The sequence below is a fragment of the Bacillus mojavensis genome (assembly GCF_012648005.1).
Taxonomy (GTDB): domain Bacteria; phylum Bacillota; class Bacilli; order Bacillales; family Bacillaceae; genus Bacillus; species Bacillus mojavensis.
In genome coordinates this window covers 793,967-811,940 of sequence record NZ_CP051464.1, presented here as the reverse complement: position 1 = coordinate 811,940, position 17,974 = coordinate 793,967, and the positions used below count along the sequence as shown (strand labels likewise).

Annotated in this window: 15 protein-coding genes; 3 read left to right on the top strand and 12 right to left on the bottom strand. The window is 46.0% G+C overall.

The window, feature by feature from the left end; translation table 11 throughout:
- Window positions 1-15: 15 nt before the first annotated feature.
- From HC660_RS04130 to yfmT, 6 genes are all read right to left on the bottom strand, one after another.
- Entirely contained in the window at window positions 16-1,206 is a 1,191-nt protein-coding gene (locus tag HC660_RS04130; RefSeq protein ID WP_168747175.1) for an MFS transporter, read from the bottom strand.
- Between the two features lie 65 nt (window positions 1,207-1,271).
- Complete coding sequence (locus tag HC660_RS04125; protein WP_095714401.1) at window positions 1,272-1,694, bottom strand: MerR family transcriptional regulator; 423 nt, start codon at window positions 1,692-1,694, stop codon at window positions 1,272-1,274.
- A 125-nt stretch (window positions 1,695-1,819) separates the two neighbouring features.
- Window positions 1,820-2,266 (bottom strand): YfmQ family protein, encoded by a 447-nt coding sequence (locus HC660_RS04120; protein ID WP_168747174.1) that lies wholly within the window; start codon window positions 2,264-2,266, stop codon window positions 1,820-1,822.
- A 124-nt stretch (window positions 2,267-2,390) separates the two neighbouring features.
- Window positions 2,391-4,280: an ABC-F family ATP-binding cassette domain-containing protein gene (locus HC660_RS04115; protein WP_168747173.1), complete on the bottom strand. Its 1,890-nt coding sequence runs from the start codon at window positions 4,278-4,280 to the stop codon at window positions 2,391-2,393.
- Between the two features lie 134 nt (window positions 4,281-4,414).
- Window positions 4,415-4,819, bottom strand: a complete 405-nt coding sequence (locus tag HC660_RS21335) for a methyl-accepting chemotaxis protein (RefSeq protein ID WP_369888597.1) — start codon at window positions 4,817-4,819, stop codon at window positions 4,415-4,417.
- Between the two features lie 468 nt (window positions 4,820-5,287).
- Window positions 5,288-6,745, bottom strand: coding sequence for a benzaldehyde dehydrogenase (gene yfmT, locus HC660_RS04105; RefSeq protein ID WP_168747171.1), 1,458 nt, complete (start codon window positions 6,743-6,745; stop codon window positions 5,288-5,290).
- Window positions 6,746-6,992: 247 nt separating this feature from the next.
- Here yfmT and bcaP point away from each other — a divergent pair, with 247 nt between their 5' ends.
- From bcaP to HC660_RS04090, 3 genes are all read left to right on the top strand, one after another.
- Complete coding sequence (gene bcaP / locus HC660_RS04100) at window positions 6,993-8,378, top strand: branched-chain amino acid transporter BcaP (RefSeq protein WP_010333339.1); 1,386 nt, start codon at window positions 6,993-6,995, stop codon at window positions 8,376-8,378.
- A gap of 103 nt (window positions 8,379-8,481) precedes the next feature.
- Complete coding sequence (locus HC660_RS04095) at window positions 8,482-9,192, top strand: YjjG family noncanonical pyrimidine nucleotidase (protein WP_168747170.1); 711 nt, start codon at window positions 8,482-8,484, stop codon at window positions 9,190-9,192.
- A gap of 113 nt (window positions 9,193-9,305) precedes the next feature.
- Entirely contained in the window at window positions 9,306-10,538 is a 1,233-nt protein-coding gene (locus tag HC660_RS04090; RefSeq protein WP_010333336.1) for an MFS transporter, read from the top strand.
- 29 nt (window positions 10,539-10,567) lie between these two features.
- Here HC660_RS04090 and HC660_RS04085 read toward each other — a convergent pair whose 3' ends face one another.
- The 6 genes from HC660_RS04085 to ltaS1 all read right to left on the bottom strand — a co-directional run bounded on the left by HC660_RS04085 (window position 10,568) and on the right by ltaS1 (window position 17,543).
- Complete coding sequence (locus HC660_RS04085) at window positions 10,568-11,503, bottom strand: putative nucleotide-diphospho-sugar transferase (protein WP_168747169.1); 936 nt, start codon at window positions 11,501-11,503, stop codon at window positions 10,568-10,570.
- A gap of 14 nt (window positions 11,504-11,517) precedes the next feature.
- On the bottom strand, window positions 11,518-12,681 hold the full coding sequence (locus HC660_RS04080) for a glycosyltransferase family 2 protein (protein WP_010333334.1): 1,164 nt from the start codon (window positions 12,679-12,681) through the stop codon (window positions 11,518-11,520).
- A 28-nt stretch (window positions 12,682-12,709) separates the two neighbouring features.
- Complete coding sequence (locus tag HC660_RS04075; RefSeq protein ID WP_010333333.1) at window positions 12,710-13,621, bottom strand: putative nucleotide-diphospho-sugar transferase; 912 nt, start codon at window positions 13,619-13,621, stop codon at window positions 12,710-12,712.
- 22 nt (window positions 13,622-13,643) lie between these two features.
- Window positions 13,644-14,612, bottom strand: coding sequence for a GDP-mannose 4,6-dehydratase (locus tag HC660_RS04070; RefSeq protein WP_168747168.1), 969 nt, complete (start codon window positions 14,610-14,612; stop codon window positions 13,644-13,646).
- A 6-nt stretch (window positions 14,613-14,618) separates the two neighbouring features.
- On the bottom strand, window positions 14,619-15,383 hold the full coding sequence (locus HC660_RS04065; RefSeq protein ID WP_010333331.1) for a glucose-1-phosphate cytidylyltransferase: 765 nt from the start codon (window positions 15,381-15,383) through the stop codon (window positions 14,619-14,621).
- A 240-nt stretch (window positions 15,384-15,623) separates the two neighbouring features.
- Entirely contained in the window at window positions 15,624-17,543 is a 1,920-nt protein-coding gene (gene ltaS1 / locus HC660_RS04060) for a lipoteichoic acid synthase LtaS1 (protein WP_024120525.1), read from the bottom strand.
- Between the last annotated feature and the right edge of the window lie 431 nt (window positions 17,544-17,974).

The window sequence follows — 17,974 nt, the reverse complement described above, 5'->3', positions numbered from 1 at the left end:
CAGTGTCTTTCGTTATTAATGTCCCGCTTTAATTCCGGCAAGATGTTTACGTCCCATGAGAAGGACAAGCATGCCGACAAAAACGACGATTCCGCCAACTGTATACGGCGTGCTTGCGGTGAAGTGTTCTGACAGCATTCCCGCAATCCACGGAGCGAGCGCGCCGCCGATGAAGCGGACTGAGCTGTAGGCTGAGGACGCGATTGATCGTTCAACAGGCGCAGCCCCCATCACAGCGGTTGTCATGATCGTGTTGACCATACCAAGGACAGCACCAGCGACAACGATACATGTAATAATCAAAGTCTGATGGTCTGTCCAGATCCCCATGATGATCAGAATGACCGCAAAAGCGATAAAGAGAACAACCAAGGAACGCACTGTGCCCAGCGCTTTGTGCACGAGCGGCGCGGTAAAGACTGATGTAATGGCCAGCAGAAGGCCCCAGCCGAAGAAGACATATCCAAGGCCGTGCTCATCTAAATCCAAAACGAACGGAGAATAAGCGAGCAAAATAAAAAATCCAAAGTTGTATAAGAAAGCCGATACCGCCATTGTCAGCAGGCCTTTATATTTGAGTGCCTTCATGGCGTCAAATACCCCAACGCGTTTCGCCGGTTTCGGCAATTTCGGCAGCATGAAAGAAATCGCGATTAACGCAATAAACATCAGGACCGATACCCCGAAGAACGGCGCGCGCCATGAGATGCTTCCAAGCTCTCCGCCTGCAAGCGGTCCGACTGAAATCCCGAGTCCGAGCGCTGCCTCATACAAAATAATTGCTTGAGCGCTGCCGCCGACAGAAACGCCGACAATGACCGCAAGCGCTGTTGAAATAAATAAAGCATTACCTAGTCCCCAGCCGCCGCGATAGCCAACAAGCTGAGCAATTGAGCTTGAACTTCCGCCAAGCGCTGCAAAGACAATAATAAAAATAAGTCCGAGAATTAACGTCCATTTTGCGCCGATCCTGCTGGAAATGGCTCCTGAGAAAAACATCATAAATCCGGTAACGAGCAAATAACTTGTAAATAAGAGTGATACTTCACTAGGTGAAGCATGTAATTGTGCGGCAATCGCCGGAAGAATAGGATCGACCAGCCCGATTCCCATAAAGGAAATCACACAGGCAAACGCGACAGCCCATACAGCTTTCGGCTGACTGAGCAAGCCCGTTTTCTGCTTTACTTGTTTTGTCTTATCCATTTGACCTAACCTCCATCTTTATTCCATTAAAAGAAACGCTACAAAAATAGCGTTTGGCAAACTTTTCATTCGATTGATTGAATGGCACGCTCCGCTTTATCTTTCATGCCGTGCAGACGTTCCTTAAAGCTTTGGAATGTGCGGATTTTTTCATCAATCAAATTCAGCTGGTGATTCAGCGTTTCCTGAATTTCCTCCAGCTTCTCTTTCCGTTCCTTTGGATCCAGTGACAACAAATACCCCTCTTTGTTTAACTCTAGCTGGCGGCTGGTTTCCATGAAATGCTGAAGCTCCTGAAGGGAAAAGCCAAGCACTTCCTTTGTGCTGATCACTTTCTCAAGCTCCTCCATATCATCCTCTGAATAAAGTCTTACGCCGCCGTCCGTCCGTTTCGGTGCTGGAATTAAGCCGATTTCTTCATAAAACCGAATGGTTCGCTTTGTCAGCCCGCTTCTTTTGGCAACTTGATCAATCTTCATCCATTCCAAGGTAAATCCCCCTTCGCCGTTTCTGTAATCATTATACACCTTTTACACCTTAACGTAAACGTTAAGTTTTGAAATGCAATAAAAAAGACGAGTACGTAAAGCACCCGTCCTTCATTAGCCTATTTTTAAGCTAAGCTCCCTGTCACTGACAAAGACTGCTTTTGCATGCTTTCAGAAAGCAATCGATACGCAATCACTTTCTTCTTATACTGTTTCACGACGTCGATATGGTCGTCGTAGCTGTACACAAACAGCTTTACATCTTTTTTGCCTTTTTTCGTATCTATCACAAGCGGTGTACCGCCGTTTTCAGGGTATAAATAACGCTCCTCGTCGCCTGGGTAAATATAATATTTCTCCAGGAAGACAGCTTCGTTAAATTGATCAATCATGTTCCTTTTCTCTTCACCCTCGAGACGCTTTCCATTTACAGAGAGAACAGCATCTTCGTTGTTCACCTTGGCGTGCACCTCGAATTTGCTAAGCAGCCATTCTATGACGCCTGTTGGAAGGCAGGTTAAAACGATTTTCACCAGACTCATGAGGATTAACATCACGATAGCCCATGTCATACTTCATCATCTCCGTTAGTTTTCCATGTGCCGCTGGCACACAATTCCATCCTATCATAAGCTGGCTGTTTCGTTTTTGTACATTATGTGAAAAAAAGTGCGGCCTGCAGTAGGCCGCACTTTTTTAGCTTTCCAGCTCTTCTATCATGAGGGACAATTCTGTCCAGCGATCCATCGCTGCCTCAAGCTCTTCCGCTGTTTTTGCCTGCTCGGCCATCAGCTCTTGAATTTTCCCGAAATCACTGCCCGCCGCGGCGATATCCGCTTCGAGCTGTTCATGCTTTTCTTCAAGCTCGGCAATTTTATCTTCAATGCCGTCCCATTCAAGCTGATCTTTGTAAGAAAGCTTTTTCCGTTTTTTCTTCGGTTCCGCTTCAGCTGTTTTGACTTCAGCTGCGGGTTTTTCAGCCGTTTTTCTTGCTTTGGCCTGCTCCATATAGTCGCTGTAGGAGCCTTGGAAGCGAGAAATCACGCCATTCCCTTCAAAGACAATCAAACGGTCTACGACGCGGTCAAGGAAGTAGCGGTCATGGGATACGGTGATGACAACGCCAGGGAACTGTTCAATATAATCCTCAAGCACGCTTAACGTTTCTGTATCCAAGTCGTTTGTCGGCTCATCGAGAAACAGCACATTCGGCTCCTGCATTAGAACCTGAAGCAAGTATAAGCGCCGCTTTTCTCCGCCGGACAGCTTGCGGATATAGGTTTGCTGCATGGAGCGCGGGAAGAGGAAGCGCTCAAGCATTTGTTCAGCGGTGACGATATCGCCGTCCTCTGTTTTCACGACTTCCGCTGTTTCTTTCATATATTCAATCACCTTCAGCTCACCGTTCATTTCACTGTGATCCTGGGTATAGTAGCCGATTCGTACTGTCTGGCCGATCGTAATATGGCCGCCGTCAGGAGTGATTCGTCCGGCAAGGCTGTTTAACAGCGTTGTTTTTCCGATGCCATTCGGCCCGATGATCCCGATTCGTTCACCTGGTATAACCAGTTCATTGAATCGATCGACAAGCACGTTTCCTCCATAAGCGATCATCACGTTCTCCGCTTCAATTACTTGCTTTCCAAGACGGTGGGAGCCGATCGCAAAGTCGAGCGATCCGGCTGACTGAGGGCCTTTCTGCTCCTTAAGCGACTCTACCCTGCCGATTCTCGCCTTTTGTTTTGTGGAGCGTGCTTTCGCTCCGCGTCTGAGCCAGGCCAGTTCACGGCGCAGCAGATTTTGCCGCTTCGTTTCTTTTTGCTCAGCCTGCGCTTCCCGTTCCGCGCGCTTTTCCAAAAAGACTTCATAGTTGCCTTTGTAGGTATAAAGACTGCCCCGTTCAAGCTCATAAATGCGGTTTGTCACGCGGTTTAAGAAGTACCTGTCGTGCGTCACCAGCATGACGGCGCCTGGATATTGCGCCAAATACCCTTCAAGCCATTCAATCGTTTCATTATCCAAATGGTTCGTCGGCTCGTCTAAAATCAGAAGATCAGCGGGTTGAATTAAGTTTTTCGCAATCGCCACCCGTTTTTTCTGTCCGCCTGAGAGCTCGTTCACAGGCTTTGTCACGTCAGTTACTCCCAGTTTCGATAATACCGTTTTCGCCAAGGTATTCGCATCCCACGCGTTGTTTGCATCCATTTTCGCCTGCGCCGCCAGCAGGTGTTTCTGGCGTTTTTCATCTTCCGGGTCTTCTCCCAGCTCATAGAGCGCCTTTTCGTATTCACGGAGCGTTCTCATGACAGCCGATTCACCGGAATAAATATGCTCAAGAATAGTTTGTCCAGCAGGCAGCTGCGGGTCCTGATGAAGAAATTCAACATGCACGCTGCCGGATTTGGCGATGTCGCCTTCTTCAACAGATTCCAAGCCGGCGATCACTTTCAGCAGCGTTGATTTTCCGGTGCCGTTCGGCCCGATTAATCCGATTCTCTCATTCTCTTCAATATGAAAGGAGATATGGTCAAATAACGTCTTATCTCCGTATGTTTTGTAAAGGTTCTCCGCTTTTAATATGCTCATGGTTCCTATCAATCCTCACGTAAGTTCATGTGTACATTTTAAATCAGCCGCTGGAATAAAACTAGTAAAAGAGCAGACAAATTTCATGGAAGTACCGGACAGAAAAAAAGACCGGGGACTCTGTCCCCAGTCTCTTACTCTTCTTCAAGCGCTTTTTCTGCCATTTTAGCGAGATGCTGCGCACTGCCTGAGATCTCCTGCATCGTGGCGGAAATCTGTTCAACAGCCGCAGCTTGTCCGTCAGTATGCTGATTAATCGATTCAATCGATTCTTCTAGCCCTTTTAACAGGCTGTGGATTTTTTTCGTGATCTGATCGATCTGGCCGACATTTTCTTTCGAATGCGTCGCAAGCTTTCTGATTTCATCGGCTACGACAGAAAAGCCTTTTCCGGACTCCCCTGCCCGTGCGGCTTCAATCGCAGCATTTAAACCGAGCAGATTGCTCTGATCAGAAATGCCTTTCACGGTTACTGAAATATCGGCGATTTCTCCCGCGCTTTCGCTTACCTTTTTCGCTTGTGAGGAAATGCCCGACATTTGCGATGAGAATCCATTAATGGAGTCAGATATATCGGAAATGGCCGCAGCCGTTTGTTCAACGACAGCCGATAAGCTTTCCGCTACATCATGAAGCTTAGAGGACGCCTCAAGGCTCGTGCCGAGGCCCACTCCTCCAATCACTCTTCCGTTCTGGTCATGAAGCGGGATGGCGCGTGCGATCAATGGGAAACCGAACAATTCCTTCGGCACCATGCTCGTTTTTTTCTGATTGCTGCGGATCGCGTCTGTGATGATATCTCCTTCTTGCAGCGGATCTCCGGCTTTTACGTTAAGGGAGAAGGTTTTTGCCGGAATATTGACCAGCAATTTCTCTGTATCATAAATGCCGATTGTAATATCATCCTGAACCAGGCTGTTTAAATAAGGGGCTACTTTTACAAATGCGTCTAGAAGATCTGCTGTTTCATTTTCCGTTCTTATGCTCAATTCCAATCACTCCTTTTATTAGTAAGGGAAGCTGCGTTTTTCGTGCTGAACTGAAATCCATTTCAGTGTCGTAAATTCTTCAAGACTCCATTCGCCATTTAATCGGCCGAGGCCAGATTGCTTTTCACCGCCGAATGCCACATTCGGTTCATCATTAATCGTCGTGTCATTCACGTGAATCATGCCTGTTTCAATGCGTTTCGCAAAAGCCACACCGCGTTCAAGGTTGGAGGTATGTACGGCTCCGCTTAAGCCAAACGGGGTATCGTTTGCAATATCCACCGCTTCGTCTTCTGAATCAAATGTCATGAAGGAGACGACTGGCCCGAACAGCTCTTCCTTGGCAATGCTCATAAACGGTTTCACGTCTTTTAAGATGGTCGGCTCCACGATCGTTCCGTTAAATCCGCCTAGCTTCACCGGAACAGCCCCTTCTTCAATCGCTTTCTCAACAGATTTCATTAACCCGTCAGTCTGCCTGCTGTTGATTAAAGGCCCGATAATCGTATCAGGGTCCATCGGGTCACCAACTTTCAGCGATTCCACTTTTGCCTGATACAGCTCAAGGAATTGATCATAAATTGATGAGTGAACCAGTACGCGATTGGCTGACATACAAATCTGTCCTTGATGGGTAAATCTGCTGAACACTGCCGCATTGACTGCATATTCGATATCCGCATCTTCAAGCACGATAAAGGCGCTGTTTCCGCCAAGCTCAAGAAGCGGCTTTTTAAAGTGCTTCATCGCAAGCTGGCCGATGTAACTGCCCACTTTCGTAGAGCCTGTAAATGAGATGATCCGCGGCACCGGGTGTTCGACAAAGCTGTCACCGATTTCTTCGATGTCAGTGACAACAACATTCAGCAGTCCTTCCGGAACGCCCGCATTTTCAAAAATCTTCGCAATCAGCGTACCGCCGCAAATCGGTGTTTCTTCGTGCGGCTTCAAAACGACGCCATTGCCTGCTCCCAGTGCCGGGGCTACTGATTTCATAGATAAAAAGAATGGGAAGTTAAAAGGACTGATGACACCGACAACGCCTGCCGGCACTCGATATAATCTGTTTTCCTTGCCGTCTATTGTAGAAGGAAGGATTTTCCCTTCCATGCGGACAGGGAACGTCGCCGCTTCTTTGATGATGTTTTTCACGAGTCCGATTTCAAAAGCTGCTTTCAGCCTTGTTCCGCCCAGCTCTTCCATAATCAAATAAATGATGGCTTCTTCATTCTCTTCAATATACGTAACGGCTTTTTCTAAGATTGCTCTTTTCTCGAATGGGTTGACCGCATCCCATTTTTTCTTTGCCAAAGCCGCCGCCCGGTACGCTTCATCTACATCATCAGCTGTCGCTTTTTGAAAGGATGTGATTGTTTTTTGAGTATAAGGATTTTTGTTTTCCAATACATTTGGGCTGCTGCCCTCCTGCCATTTTCCGCCAATAAATTGTTTGTTTAATTCTTCATATTGAAACATGGTCAGCATCTCCTTTTTACCAGCAAATCAAAATATGGCCAATCTATCATTTCTATCGGTTCACCATCAGCAAAATTCAATATCCCCTTTGTAAAAATTACTATATTATGATACGACAACGCTTTTTAGCTTCTATCGTTTAAAGCAGAAAAATATATGATTGACTGTGTCAAATTTCGACAATATAATACAACAAGAAATGTATATAATGATTAGAATATTTTGAAATCTTCAGGAGGAACTTTTCATGAGTTCATTATTTAGGAAAAAACCGCTTGAAACATTAAATGCGCAGAGCCAATCCAACAGCCTCGCTCGCACTTTAAGCGCATTTGATTTAACACTTCTCGGTATCGGGTGTGTCATCGGCACTGGGATCTTCGTTATTACAGGAACAGTGGCCGCGACCGGTGCCGGTCCCGCCCTGATCTTATCGTTTATTTTAGCGGGCCTTGCCTGTGCGCTTGCCGCCTTCTGTTATGCTGAGTTTTCGTCTTCGATACCAATCTCGGGAAGCGTGTACTCATACTCCTATATCACACTTGGAGAGCTGCTCGCCTTTTTAATCGGTTGGGATCTCATGCTTGAATATGTCATTGCGCTGTCGGCGGTTGCCACGGGCTGGTCGTCATACTTTCAATCGCTGCTCGCCGGCTTCAACTATCATATTCCTGCTGCGCTGGCAGGAGCTCCGGGAAGTACGCCGGGTGCCGTGTTTAACCTTCCGGCTGCGGTCATTATTCTCATCATCACTGCAATTGTCAGCAGAGGCGTCAAAGAAAGCACACGCTTCAACAACGTGATTGTGCTGATGAAAATTGGAATCATTTTATTGTTCATTATTGTCGGCTTCGGTTATGTCAAACCTGATAACTGGACGCCTTTTATGCCGTTTGGAATGAAAGGCGTCATTGTCAGCGCGGCAACGGTTTTCTTCGCGTATCTCGGATTTGACGCGGTATCCAACGCTTCAGAAGAAGTGAAGCATCCGCAAAAAAACATGCCGATCGGCATCATTTCAGCTCTGGCCGTCTGTACCATTTTGTACATCACGGTATCGCTTGTTTTGACAGGGATGATGCCTTATGCCAAATTAAATGTCGGTGATCCGGTTTCCTTTGCGCTTAAATTCGTCGGCCAGGATGCGGTTGCGGGAATTATTTCTGTCGGTGCCATCATCGGAATTACAACAGTGATGCTCGCATTGCTGTACGCCCAGGTCCGTTTAACCTTTGCCATGAGCAGAGACGGTCTATTGCCGGGTTTGTTCGCAAAAATTCATCCGTCATTCAAAACGCCGTTCCGAAACACATGGCTGACAGGAATCGTCGCGGCGGGAATCGCAGGGTTCATTAATCTCGGCACACTTGCGCACCTTGTAAACATGGGGACGCTTGCGGCATTTACAGTCATTTCGATCGCTGTTATTGTGTTAAGAAAGAAACATCCGGAAATCAAAGCCTCCTTCAGGGTGCCTTTCGTTCCGGTTGTGCCAATCATCAGTGCTGGAATATGCCTTTGGTTTATGTACAGCCTTCCAGGCATCACATGGCTTTCATTTGTTATCTGGATCGCCGTCGGAACGCTCGTTTATTTCCTTTATGCAAAAAAACACAGCTTATTAAACAAATAATGATAAGCCGTCGGTGCGGACATTTTAAACGTCCAATCCGCCGGCTTTTTTCGTTTTGGCGTGTGCTATACTTTGAGTACACATACAGAAAGGAAGACAAGCCTTGAAACCATACCGCACTTTATTATTTGATGTAGATAATACCATTTTGGATTTTACAGCAGCAGAAAAATCAGCGCTCCGCCTGCTGTTTGAAGATCAGAACATTCCTCTTACCGATGAAATAGAGTCCCGTTATCGAACAATTAATCAAGGCCTCTGGAGAGCCTTTGAAGGAGGAAACATGACTCGCGATGAAGTGATGATCACCCGCTTTTCCGCTTTGTTCAAGGAATATGGCTATGAAGCAGACGGAGTGCTGCTAGACCAGAAATATCGCAGCTTTCTTGAAGAAGGGCACCAGCTTATGGACGGGGCATTTGATCTCATCACAAAACTGGAACAGCATTTTGATTTGTATATCGTGACAAACGGCGTTTCCAGAACTCAATATAAGCGTCTCAGAGATTCAGGATTATTTCCGTTCTTCAAGGACATTTTCGTTTCTGAAGACACAGGTTTCCAAAAACCGATGAAAGAGTACTTCGACTATGTGTTCGAACGGATTCCCCATTTTTCAGCGGAGCACACCTTACTCATCGGCGATTCGCTGACAGCGGACATCAAAGGCGGACAGCTCGCCGGAATTGATACGTGCTGGCTTAACCCTGGCATGAATGTCAATGAAACAGAGGTTGTGCCGACGTATCACATCCGTAAGCTTGAAGAGCTATATCATATTCTCAAAATCGAAAACACAATCATCAACTGTTAAGCGGCAGGTGCTGCTTCCCTTCCAGAAGGAGTCTTTTTTCCTGTTGATAAATCCTTCACCTTATGAATAATATGGTGGTATGCACTGGTTATATATGTTAGGAGGAGAATCATTTGGCTATTGCCGCCCCGCTTAAAGAAAAACCTGTTCAAAAACCCGGCACCACCGTGTATCCGATCTTGATGATCATCGGAATCTGCCACATGCTCAACGATTCGCTGCAAGCTGTGATTCCGGCCATGTTTCCGATATTGGAACGCTCCATGAGCTTGACGTTCACACAGCTCGGCATCATCGCTTTCACGTTAAACATGGTGTCATCCGTCATGCAGCCTGTTGTCGGCTGGTATACGGATAAACGGCCGCGGCCGTACGCCCTGCCGATCGGCCTGACTGCCAGCATGCTCGGCATATTGGGCCTTGCATTTGCCCCGTCATTTGTGACGATCTTGTGCTGTGTGTTTTTCATCGGATTAGGCTCCGCTATTTTTCACCCGGAAGGCTCCCGTGTGGCTTATATGGCCGCCGGCACAAAACGCGGGCTTGCCCAGTCCATTTATCAGGTCGGAGGAAACTCAGGCCAAGCGATGGCACCCCTGATTACCGCGCTGATCCTTGTTCCGCTCGGACAATTCGGTGCTGTCTGGTTTACACTTGTTGCCGCGCTCGCAGTTATGTTTCTGCTTTATATTGCAAAATGGTACGCCGCTCGGCTCGGCAGTCTTGCACAGAAGCAGGGCACCCAAAAGAGAGCCGCTGTACAAAACTCGTCTGTCACCAAGTCCGTTATATCTGCTCTTATTATTATTATCTTTTTGATTTTCGCGCGTTCTTGGTATACGAGTGCGATCGGCAACTTTTACACGTTTTATGCGATGAATACATATCACGTAAGCATTCAGCAGGCTCAGAGCTATATTTTCGTCTTTTTGCTGTTTGGCGCTGTCGGAACCTTTCTCGGCGGCCCGCTCGCAGACCGTTTCGGAAAACGATTCGTCATTCTCTGCTCGCTGCTGTGCTCAGCGCCGCTGGCGATTTTGCTTCCATTTGCCGGTCCGGTTCTGGCCTATGGCGTACTCGCTTTGATCGGCTTGGTTCTCATGTCGAGCTTTTCCGTAACGGTTGTATATGCACAGGAACTTGTCCCCGGAAAAATCGGCACGATGTCCGGTTTAACCGTCGGCCTTGCCTTCGGTATGGGAGCAATCGGCGCTGTGGCACTTGGTGCTCTAATTGACGCCGCGGGACTGACCCCGACCATGATTGCCATCGCGTTTCTCCCGATTCTTGGCATCCTCGCGTTTCTTTTGCCGAGTGACCAGAAACTGAGAGAATGGCATAGCTGAAAAAACCCCTGCCGGGCGGCAGGGGTTTTTTAATCAAGCTGTATAAAATGAGTGTCCGGCACCGCGTGTTTCGGGATAAAGCCGTCTGCAAAGTCCGGAAATGCCGTCTGTATTTCGTCAATCCACCTTTTCAGATTTAACACATACGGCATATAAATCATTTCAATTGCCGCTTCGTCTTCAATGCGGTAATACCAGCAAAGATTAAATTCGTTCTCCGTCACCAACGTAAACCCGGAGAAATGATAGAAAATCAGCGGCGTTTCATCTAGATAAACGCGCCCGCTCTTTTGAGTCACCTTATAATTTTCTATATTCCAAAGCGCCGTATTGACTCCGGTTGATTTGACAACATGCACACCCTGATACTGCGCCGGCCACTTCTCCACATACCTTTGATCTCCGTACGTCTTTCTTTCCGTATTCATTTCCACCGTGCAATATTCAATGCAATCCTGTCTCCATTGCCATACCGCTTTATAAGCTTCTTCTGTATTCCGGGCGCCGACAAAGCCTGTGTTAAAACGTCCGGTCCGCTCATAATAAGACATGAACCGCGGCGAGTTGCGGTGATCGGTCAAATACAGAGCAGCCGCCGGGTTTTCGGCAAAAATGCGCGCTGGATCAGAAAAGAAAAACAGATCGGTATCCATATGGGCATAATATTCGGCGTCATCCCACTGGCTCATGACATGGAACAAAAATGCGGGCTTCAGTGTCCAGCAATACTCATGGAACGTTCTGTTGCTTTTCGCTTCCAATAGCTCCGGATCTTCCATTTCATGAAGCTGCACAAAGGTGACATGCTCCCATGGCACGTGCTGAAGCAATTCATATGCCTTCTGATCAACACACAGCACATATAAATGAAAATCATCACAATGCTCATGGAGGGAATGAATCATAGGCATCAGTTTAAAGATGTGCGTCCTTGACACTATTGTTGAAAAATGAAATTGACTCACCATACCACATCCATTTATCTAAGATCCACGTGCAGTAAATCATTGACAAGCGCATACAGTGCATTAGAAAAATCGTTCACGCCAAGCTTCTTCTTCGCTTTTGGCAGAAGCTTTTTAACGGCTTGCAAATCAAAGTTTTTCGCAGTCACCCTCGGTGTTTTTTTCTGCCAATCCGGGTCCAGATTGCGATCCTTCACGACATGGAGCAGCTCAAGAAACAGATGCAACAGCATGTCGTATTTCTTCGAGTCCAGCAGTTTGTGTATATCAGACATGATCCTGTTGGTCATGTCTGGAGGGAATGGGCCGTTAAAGGCAAGATGAACATCTAATGACTGAATGTTGTTATATTTGTCGCACATATAGGCAATGTTTGTTCTGATATCGTCTACTGACTGACAATTGCTTGGGTGCTCCTGATGAACGCTGACAATATCGCGATGCAGTCTGAACGTCAGTCCGGCCTGATGGAGCCTGATCCCAAGATCATAATCCTCGAACCCGTACCGTACAATGCCTTCGTCAAACAAACCGAGATCAGCCACATGCTTTCGTTTTACTGATGAATTGTTTGTGATAAAAAAACGCCACGGCATATGGTAGCCCTTTAAGTCATCGCCGTATTCATCCAGTATCCGCTTCAGCACGTCAATAAAATCGGTATCAAGGTCAAAGCTTTGATTTAAGAAGCTTTCGTTTTTGATATCCGCCTCTGACAGAAGCTTTTGTTTGTCTTTTTTCGGCATTTCATCATATAACTTTGCAAGCTGCTTCTTATGTTCATCTTCAAAGCGCTCATAATAATAGCTGTAGATTCTTTTCCAAAACAAACCGCACACGACAAGATTCTCTTCGTTTTCATGCGCTTTGATATGCTTTGCCACAAGATCCTTGGCAGCAAGCATATCGCTGTCATGGAATATCAGAATATCTCCTCTGGCATTGCGGACCGCCTGATTTCTTCCGTAGGCAATGCCCCTGTTTTCTTTAATCCGTACAAAAATCAACGGAAAGTCCGCTTGAAACGATTTGAGCATCGAGAGCGTCCCGTCCTCAGAGCCATTATCCGCTACGATGACCTCAAACTCTTCAGCGCACTCCTGCTGGTTTAAGGACAGAAGACTGTTATAGAGGCGCTCCTTTGAATTATATGCAGGAATAATAACGCTTGCTTTCACTTCATTTTCACTTCCTGTATTTAATCATTTATTTGTTATCATCTTTTGAAGCAAAACCGTTAAATTCAGGGTCTAGCGCTTTGATATGCTGAATGATATGCGGCAGGGTCTGCTGGTACAGCTCATGCACAAACGGCAGGTCTGTGCGTGTTGTTTCGTGAATCTGTTTGATTTCATTGATGCTGACGATTCGATATCCGCTGAAATGATAGAAGATCAGCGGATTTCCATCTTCCAATACAATCCGGCCATCCTTCCAGGAAAACGTGTGCTGTCCGTAATTCCAATGGCCGATGTTCACACCTGGTGTCGTAATGTCACACACATTCGGAAACAGCTCAGACATATAATCCAAATAGCCCTGATCCCCGAATTTCCCTTCCCCCGGCGCATTTTTACATTCCTCAAGACAGCGCTCCTTCCACCACTCCAAACAATCCGTCCCTGCTTTATCATGTTTAAAGCTGATAAAGCCAGAGTTATATCTGCCTAACAGACGCTGCAGCATATCAATTTGCTCTCTTTCAAACGAAGGAATAATGATATCGCCCCGGGAAAGCAGCACCGAGCAGTCCGGCTGATTCGTAAATATCGGTGACGGATCGGTGTAGAAAAATAAATCTCCGTCAATATACGTCACCCGTTCCAGCTCGGGATTGCTGTTCAGCACAGCTTGCAGAAAGATCGGCTTCATCGTCCAGCAGTACTCGCTTTGATCCCTTGTATCCTTCAGCTTCAGGAGCGTTTCATTTTCAAGCGCTGCCACCGGCACAAGAGTCAGCTGCTTCATATTCAATTTCTGCAATACGCGGTGCGTGTCATCATCCATACAAAGCGTAAAAATGGGGCTGTCTTGATCGACTTGCGCTAAAGACTTAAATAAGGCGACTGCCTGATATAATCTTCCTTTTGATAAAACGGTGCAATAGGCGCTCGTCATGGTATGTTCACCTCATTTCGCGTTACTTTTTGAAGAATTCTGTATACCACCCAATGGTTTTTTCAAGTCCTTCATCAATGGTGTAAGCAGGTGTCCAATTCAGCAGCTTTCTCGCTTTTTCCGCGGATAAATATTGGTGCTTGATTTCATTGCTTCCCTGGTTCAGCACCTTTGGCTTCAGATTGCTGTTCATTTTCTTTAATATTGTTTCGACTAATTCAAGCACAGTCAGCTGAATCTCATTGCTGAAGTTAAAGGCTTCCCCGGCGAGATTGAGTTCCTCCATTTTCTCCGCCAGAAGCAGGTAAGCCTGAACGGCATCTTCAATATAGAAATAGTCGCGGACAAAGGTGCCGTCGCTGCGGATTTCGGGAGCTTCCCCGTTCAGCACAAGCTGAATCGTCTGCGGAATGATACGGTTGAAGTTCAAATCCCCGCCGCCGTATAGATTTCCACAGCGCGTAATACAGACCGGCAGGCCATAGGTGTGAAAATACGTATGGCTGATCAGATCCGCGCAGCTTTTCGATACGTCGTACGGATGCTTGCCTTGCAGCGGCATATCTTCATCGTACGGAAGGTTTTCTTGATCGCCGTATGCTTTATCGCTTGACGCGACAATGACACGCTTGATTAACGGATGCTTCCGGCAGGCCTCAAGAACATTCCACGTGCCGAGAATATTCGCCTCAAAAGTGGAAACCGGGTTGCGGTTCGCAACGCCGACAATCGCTTGTGCAGCGAGGTGAAACACCGTATCGATTTCATACTCTCCAAGCGCGCGTTCAATCACGGGCAAATCTTCAAGAGCGCCCTGCACGATGTTCATTTTCTTCACATGTTCACCCTGATAAAGATTGGACTGAGGCACATGATCTCTGACAAGCCCCGTCACGTTTGCGCCCTGTTCGATCAGCTCTTTCACCAAATAGCTTCCTAAAAGACCTGTACAACCCGTAACAAATACGTTTTTATTTTTCCAGAAACTCAAATCAGTTCACCATACCTTCCATACATGTTGTCCTTGATCCCACATCTTGTTGACTTCCAAAAGATTTTTATACGTATCGATTGCCGTCCAAAATCCGTAATGGCGATACACGGCAAGTTCACCGTCTTTCGCAAGGTTTTTCAGCGGTTCGTCTTCGAACATGGCGTTCCCGTCCTTCGGCAAATAATCGAAAACCTTTGGATCGAGAACGAAAAATCCGCCATTGATGATGCCGTCACTCGATGTCTTTTCAGAAAAAGTTTTCGCTATACCATCCTCAACCGTCAAGGTGCCGAACTGCGAGACTTTATCAATGCCGGTGACAGTCGCAGCAGCACCCTTTGTCTGATGATAGCTGATGAGATGAAAAAGATTGATATTGGCCAGCCCGTCCCCATAGGTGAGCATAAACGTTTCATTGCCGATATAGTCCTTTGCCTGCAAGATTCTTCCGGCTGTCAGCGTATCTTCCCCTGTCTCCAAAAACGTAATTTTCCACGTTTCAGGCTGTCCCAGCATCTGCACCTCTCCTGTAGAGCTGTCGAGCGTGAGGCTGTTGTGCTTCCATTCGTAATTCAGAAAATATTCTTTGATTTTTTCTCCTTTGTAGCCTAAAAGCAGAATAAACTCGTTCACTCCGTAGTACTGATAGATTTTCATAATATGCCATAGAATCGGTTTTCCGCCTATCATGGCGAGCGGTTTAGGAAGTTCATTCGTGACCTCACTCATTCTCGTTCCTTTTCCGCCGCAGAGAATGACCGCTTTCATCTCTACCCCTCATCTCTATGAATATTGAGTTCGAAACCTTGGTACCTCCTTACAATCTATCAAGGCATTTCCCCGATAATTTGTCCGATTCCAATACCGGTTTCAAAATCTACTGTAATGATATGAGAGAGAGGCGGCCTTGGTGACCAAATGGAATCTATTTTTTCAACTTGGTTATGTAACCACACAAAAAAAGAGCCCTGAGCGCGGCAATACGCCCGCTCAAGGCTCTTCTTTGTCTTATTCGATATCTTTTTCCTTGCCGTAATGATAATCAGACGGATCAACGGCTTTAAAGTCACTGAGTTTGTGGAATCTCAGCAGGTCTTTGTAAAGGACACTGTCAGAAAGCTTCAGCTGCTGTGTCACTCTTGTTTTCAGGTTCTTCGTATCTTCATTCGCTTTTACTTCTTTACCTGTCTTCGTATCATAGATGATATTGTCGACAGATGTGTACTTCGGCGTTACGAAGTCGCCGTTTCTAAACGCCACTGTGTCGTCGTGGTCTTTAGAGAATAAATCGGTACCGAAGTTGATATATTTCTCAGAATCAATACCTTGCAAGTGAAGAAGTGTCGGCATGACGTCAATTTCGCCGCCATACGTATGGTTCACTCCGCCTTTTTTGCCAGGGATGCGGATCATCAGAGGCACGCGCTGGTTTTGCGCGTTTTGATAATCTGTGATCTCTTTTCCGAGAATTTCTTTCATCGCGCGGTTATGGTTTTCAGAGATACCATTGTGGTCACCGTAAATCATGATGACTGAGTTGTCATACAGACCTGCTTCCTTCAGTTCCTTGAAGAATTGCTCAAGGGACTCGTCAAGGTAACGGGCAGTCTGGAAATAGCTGTCGACTGTATTATCGCCAGTCGTCGCTTTCTTAATCGTCGCGTCTTTTTCATCCAAGTTAAACGGATAATGGTTTGTCAAGGTAATCAAATGTGCGTAAAACGGCTTTTTCAGAGATTCAAGTTTTGGAATTGATTCTGTAAAGAACGGCTTATCCTTGAGCCCCATATTAATGATGTTTTCTTCTGACATGTCATACGTGCTTGCGTCGAAAAATTTGTCATAGCCGATATGTTTGTAAATTTGGTCGCGGTTCCAGAACGATTTGTAGTCACCATGCAGGACGGCGCTAGTATAGCCTTCCTTCTGATCCAATATCGCAGGAAGCGACTGGTATGTGTTTTCGCCTTTTGTTACAAATGCGGAGCCTTCTGGAAGACCGAAGATCGAGTTATCCATTGTCAGCTCGGCATCAGATGTTTTCCCCTGACCTGTCTGATGGAAGAAGTTATCGAAGTACGTGACGTCTTCGCCGCCGTGGGCCAGTTTATTTAAGAATGGCGTAACTTCTTCACCGTTCAGCTTGTAATCAATCAGGAACGACTGGAAGCTTTCCAGGTGAATCTTAATGATGTTTTTGCCTTTGGCAGACCCAAAGTACTCAGCGTTCGGCTTCGCGTAATGAGACGTCGTGTAATTCTCGACACTTGTCAGATCATCGCTGCTTGCATACGCTCTTTGCGTTTCTGTTTGAGCCGTCTGCACACCGTCATAAATGGTGTAATTGTAAAGACCTAAGTATTTTACGATATAATTGCGGTCAAACGTTCTTGTCAGCAGCTGCGGGCGGTCTTTTTCCGCAAAATGCAGGTTGATGAAAAACAGTGCGACCCCGGAAAGAATCACCAAAGACGCAAAACGTTTTTTCATTTTGAATCCTTTGAATTCAGGTCTCCAGATCAATACCGCAATCAAGATGATAATATCTAAGAAATAGAAAATATCATGACCGGCCATGATGCTGAAAATACCGTCGCCCATGTTTCCGACGTTGCCGGACTGTTTAATGTTCGGGAACGTTAAGAAATCATCAAAGAAACGATAGAATAAAATATTTGCATATAAAATGAACGTCATCACAAAATCAATAATCAGCATGATAATAGCCGATTTTCGCCCTTTCGCAAGCAAAGCCAGTCCTAAAAAGAAGACGGCGCTTGAGAACGGGTTAAACACCAAAAGGATTTCTTGGGTTGTGCCTTTTACCCCAAGGTTAAACTCTGTTTTGTAGGATAAATACGTTTTTGCCCAAAACAGTATAACAGCCAACACAAAAAAGCTAAGTTTGTAAGAAAAAAGTTTCTTCATGGCAACCTCTACTTTCTTAAACACGTTAAGTCTTTATTTACTTTTACTTTCTCTTTTATCCTGTCTTCCAATTCCTTCTTTCCAACAAAATCAAGTCATCACACAACAAATAAATATACCGCGCTATACCGGGATATTTACGTTTTGCACATACCATTTCTATTACACCTATTTCAAACCAAACACTGGACGAAAGAAGCCCTCAATTCGTTTCACTTTTTTCTCGGAAATAAAAAAGGTTTCTTTTGTCCTGCCCGCTTTTGGAAAAAAAGAAATAGATACCGAGTATAAGAATAACATAAACTAGCAAAAACGAAAAATAGGTCTTAAGGACAGCCCGCCCTTCAGGCGGACTGTGGTTATTGTATGCACAGACGTTTAGCGAGATCACATTTTTTTAAAAAGGACATAACAAAAGGACTGGATCTCTC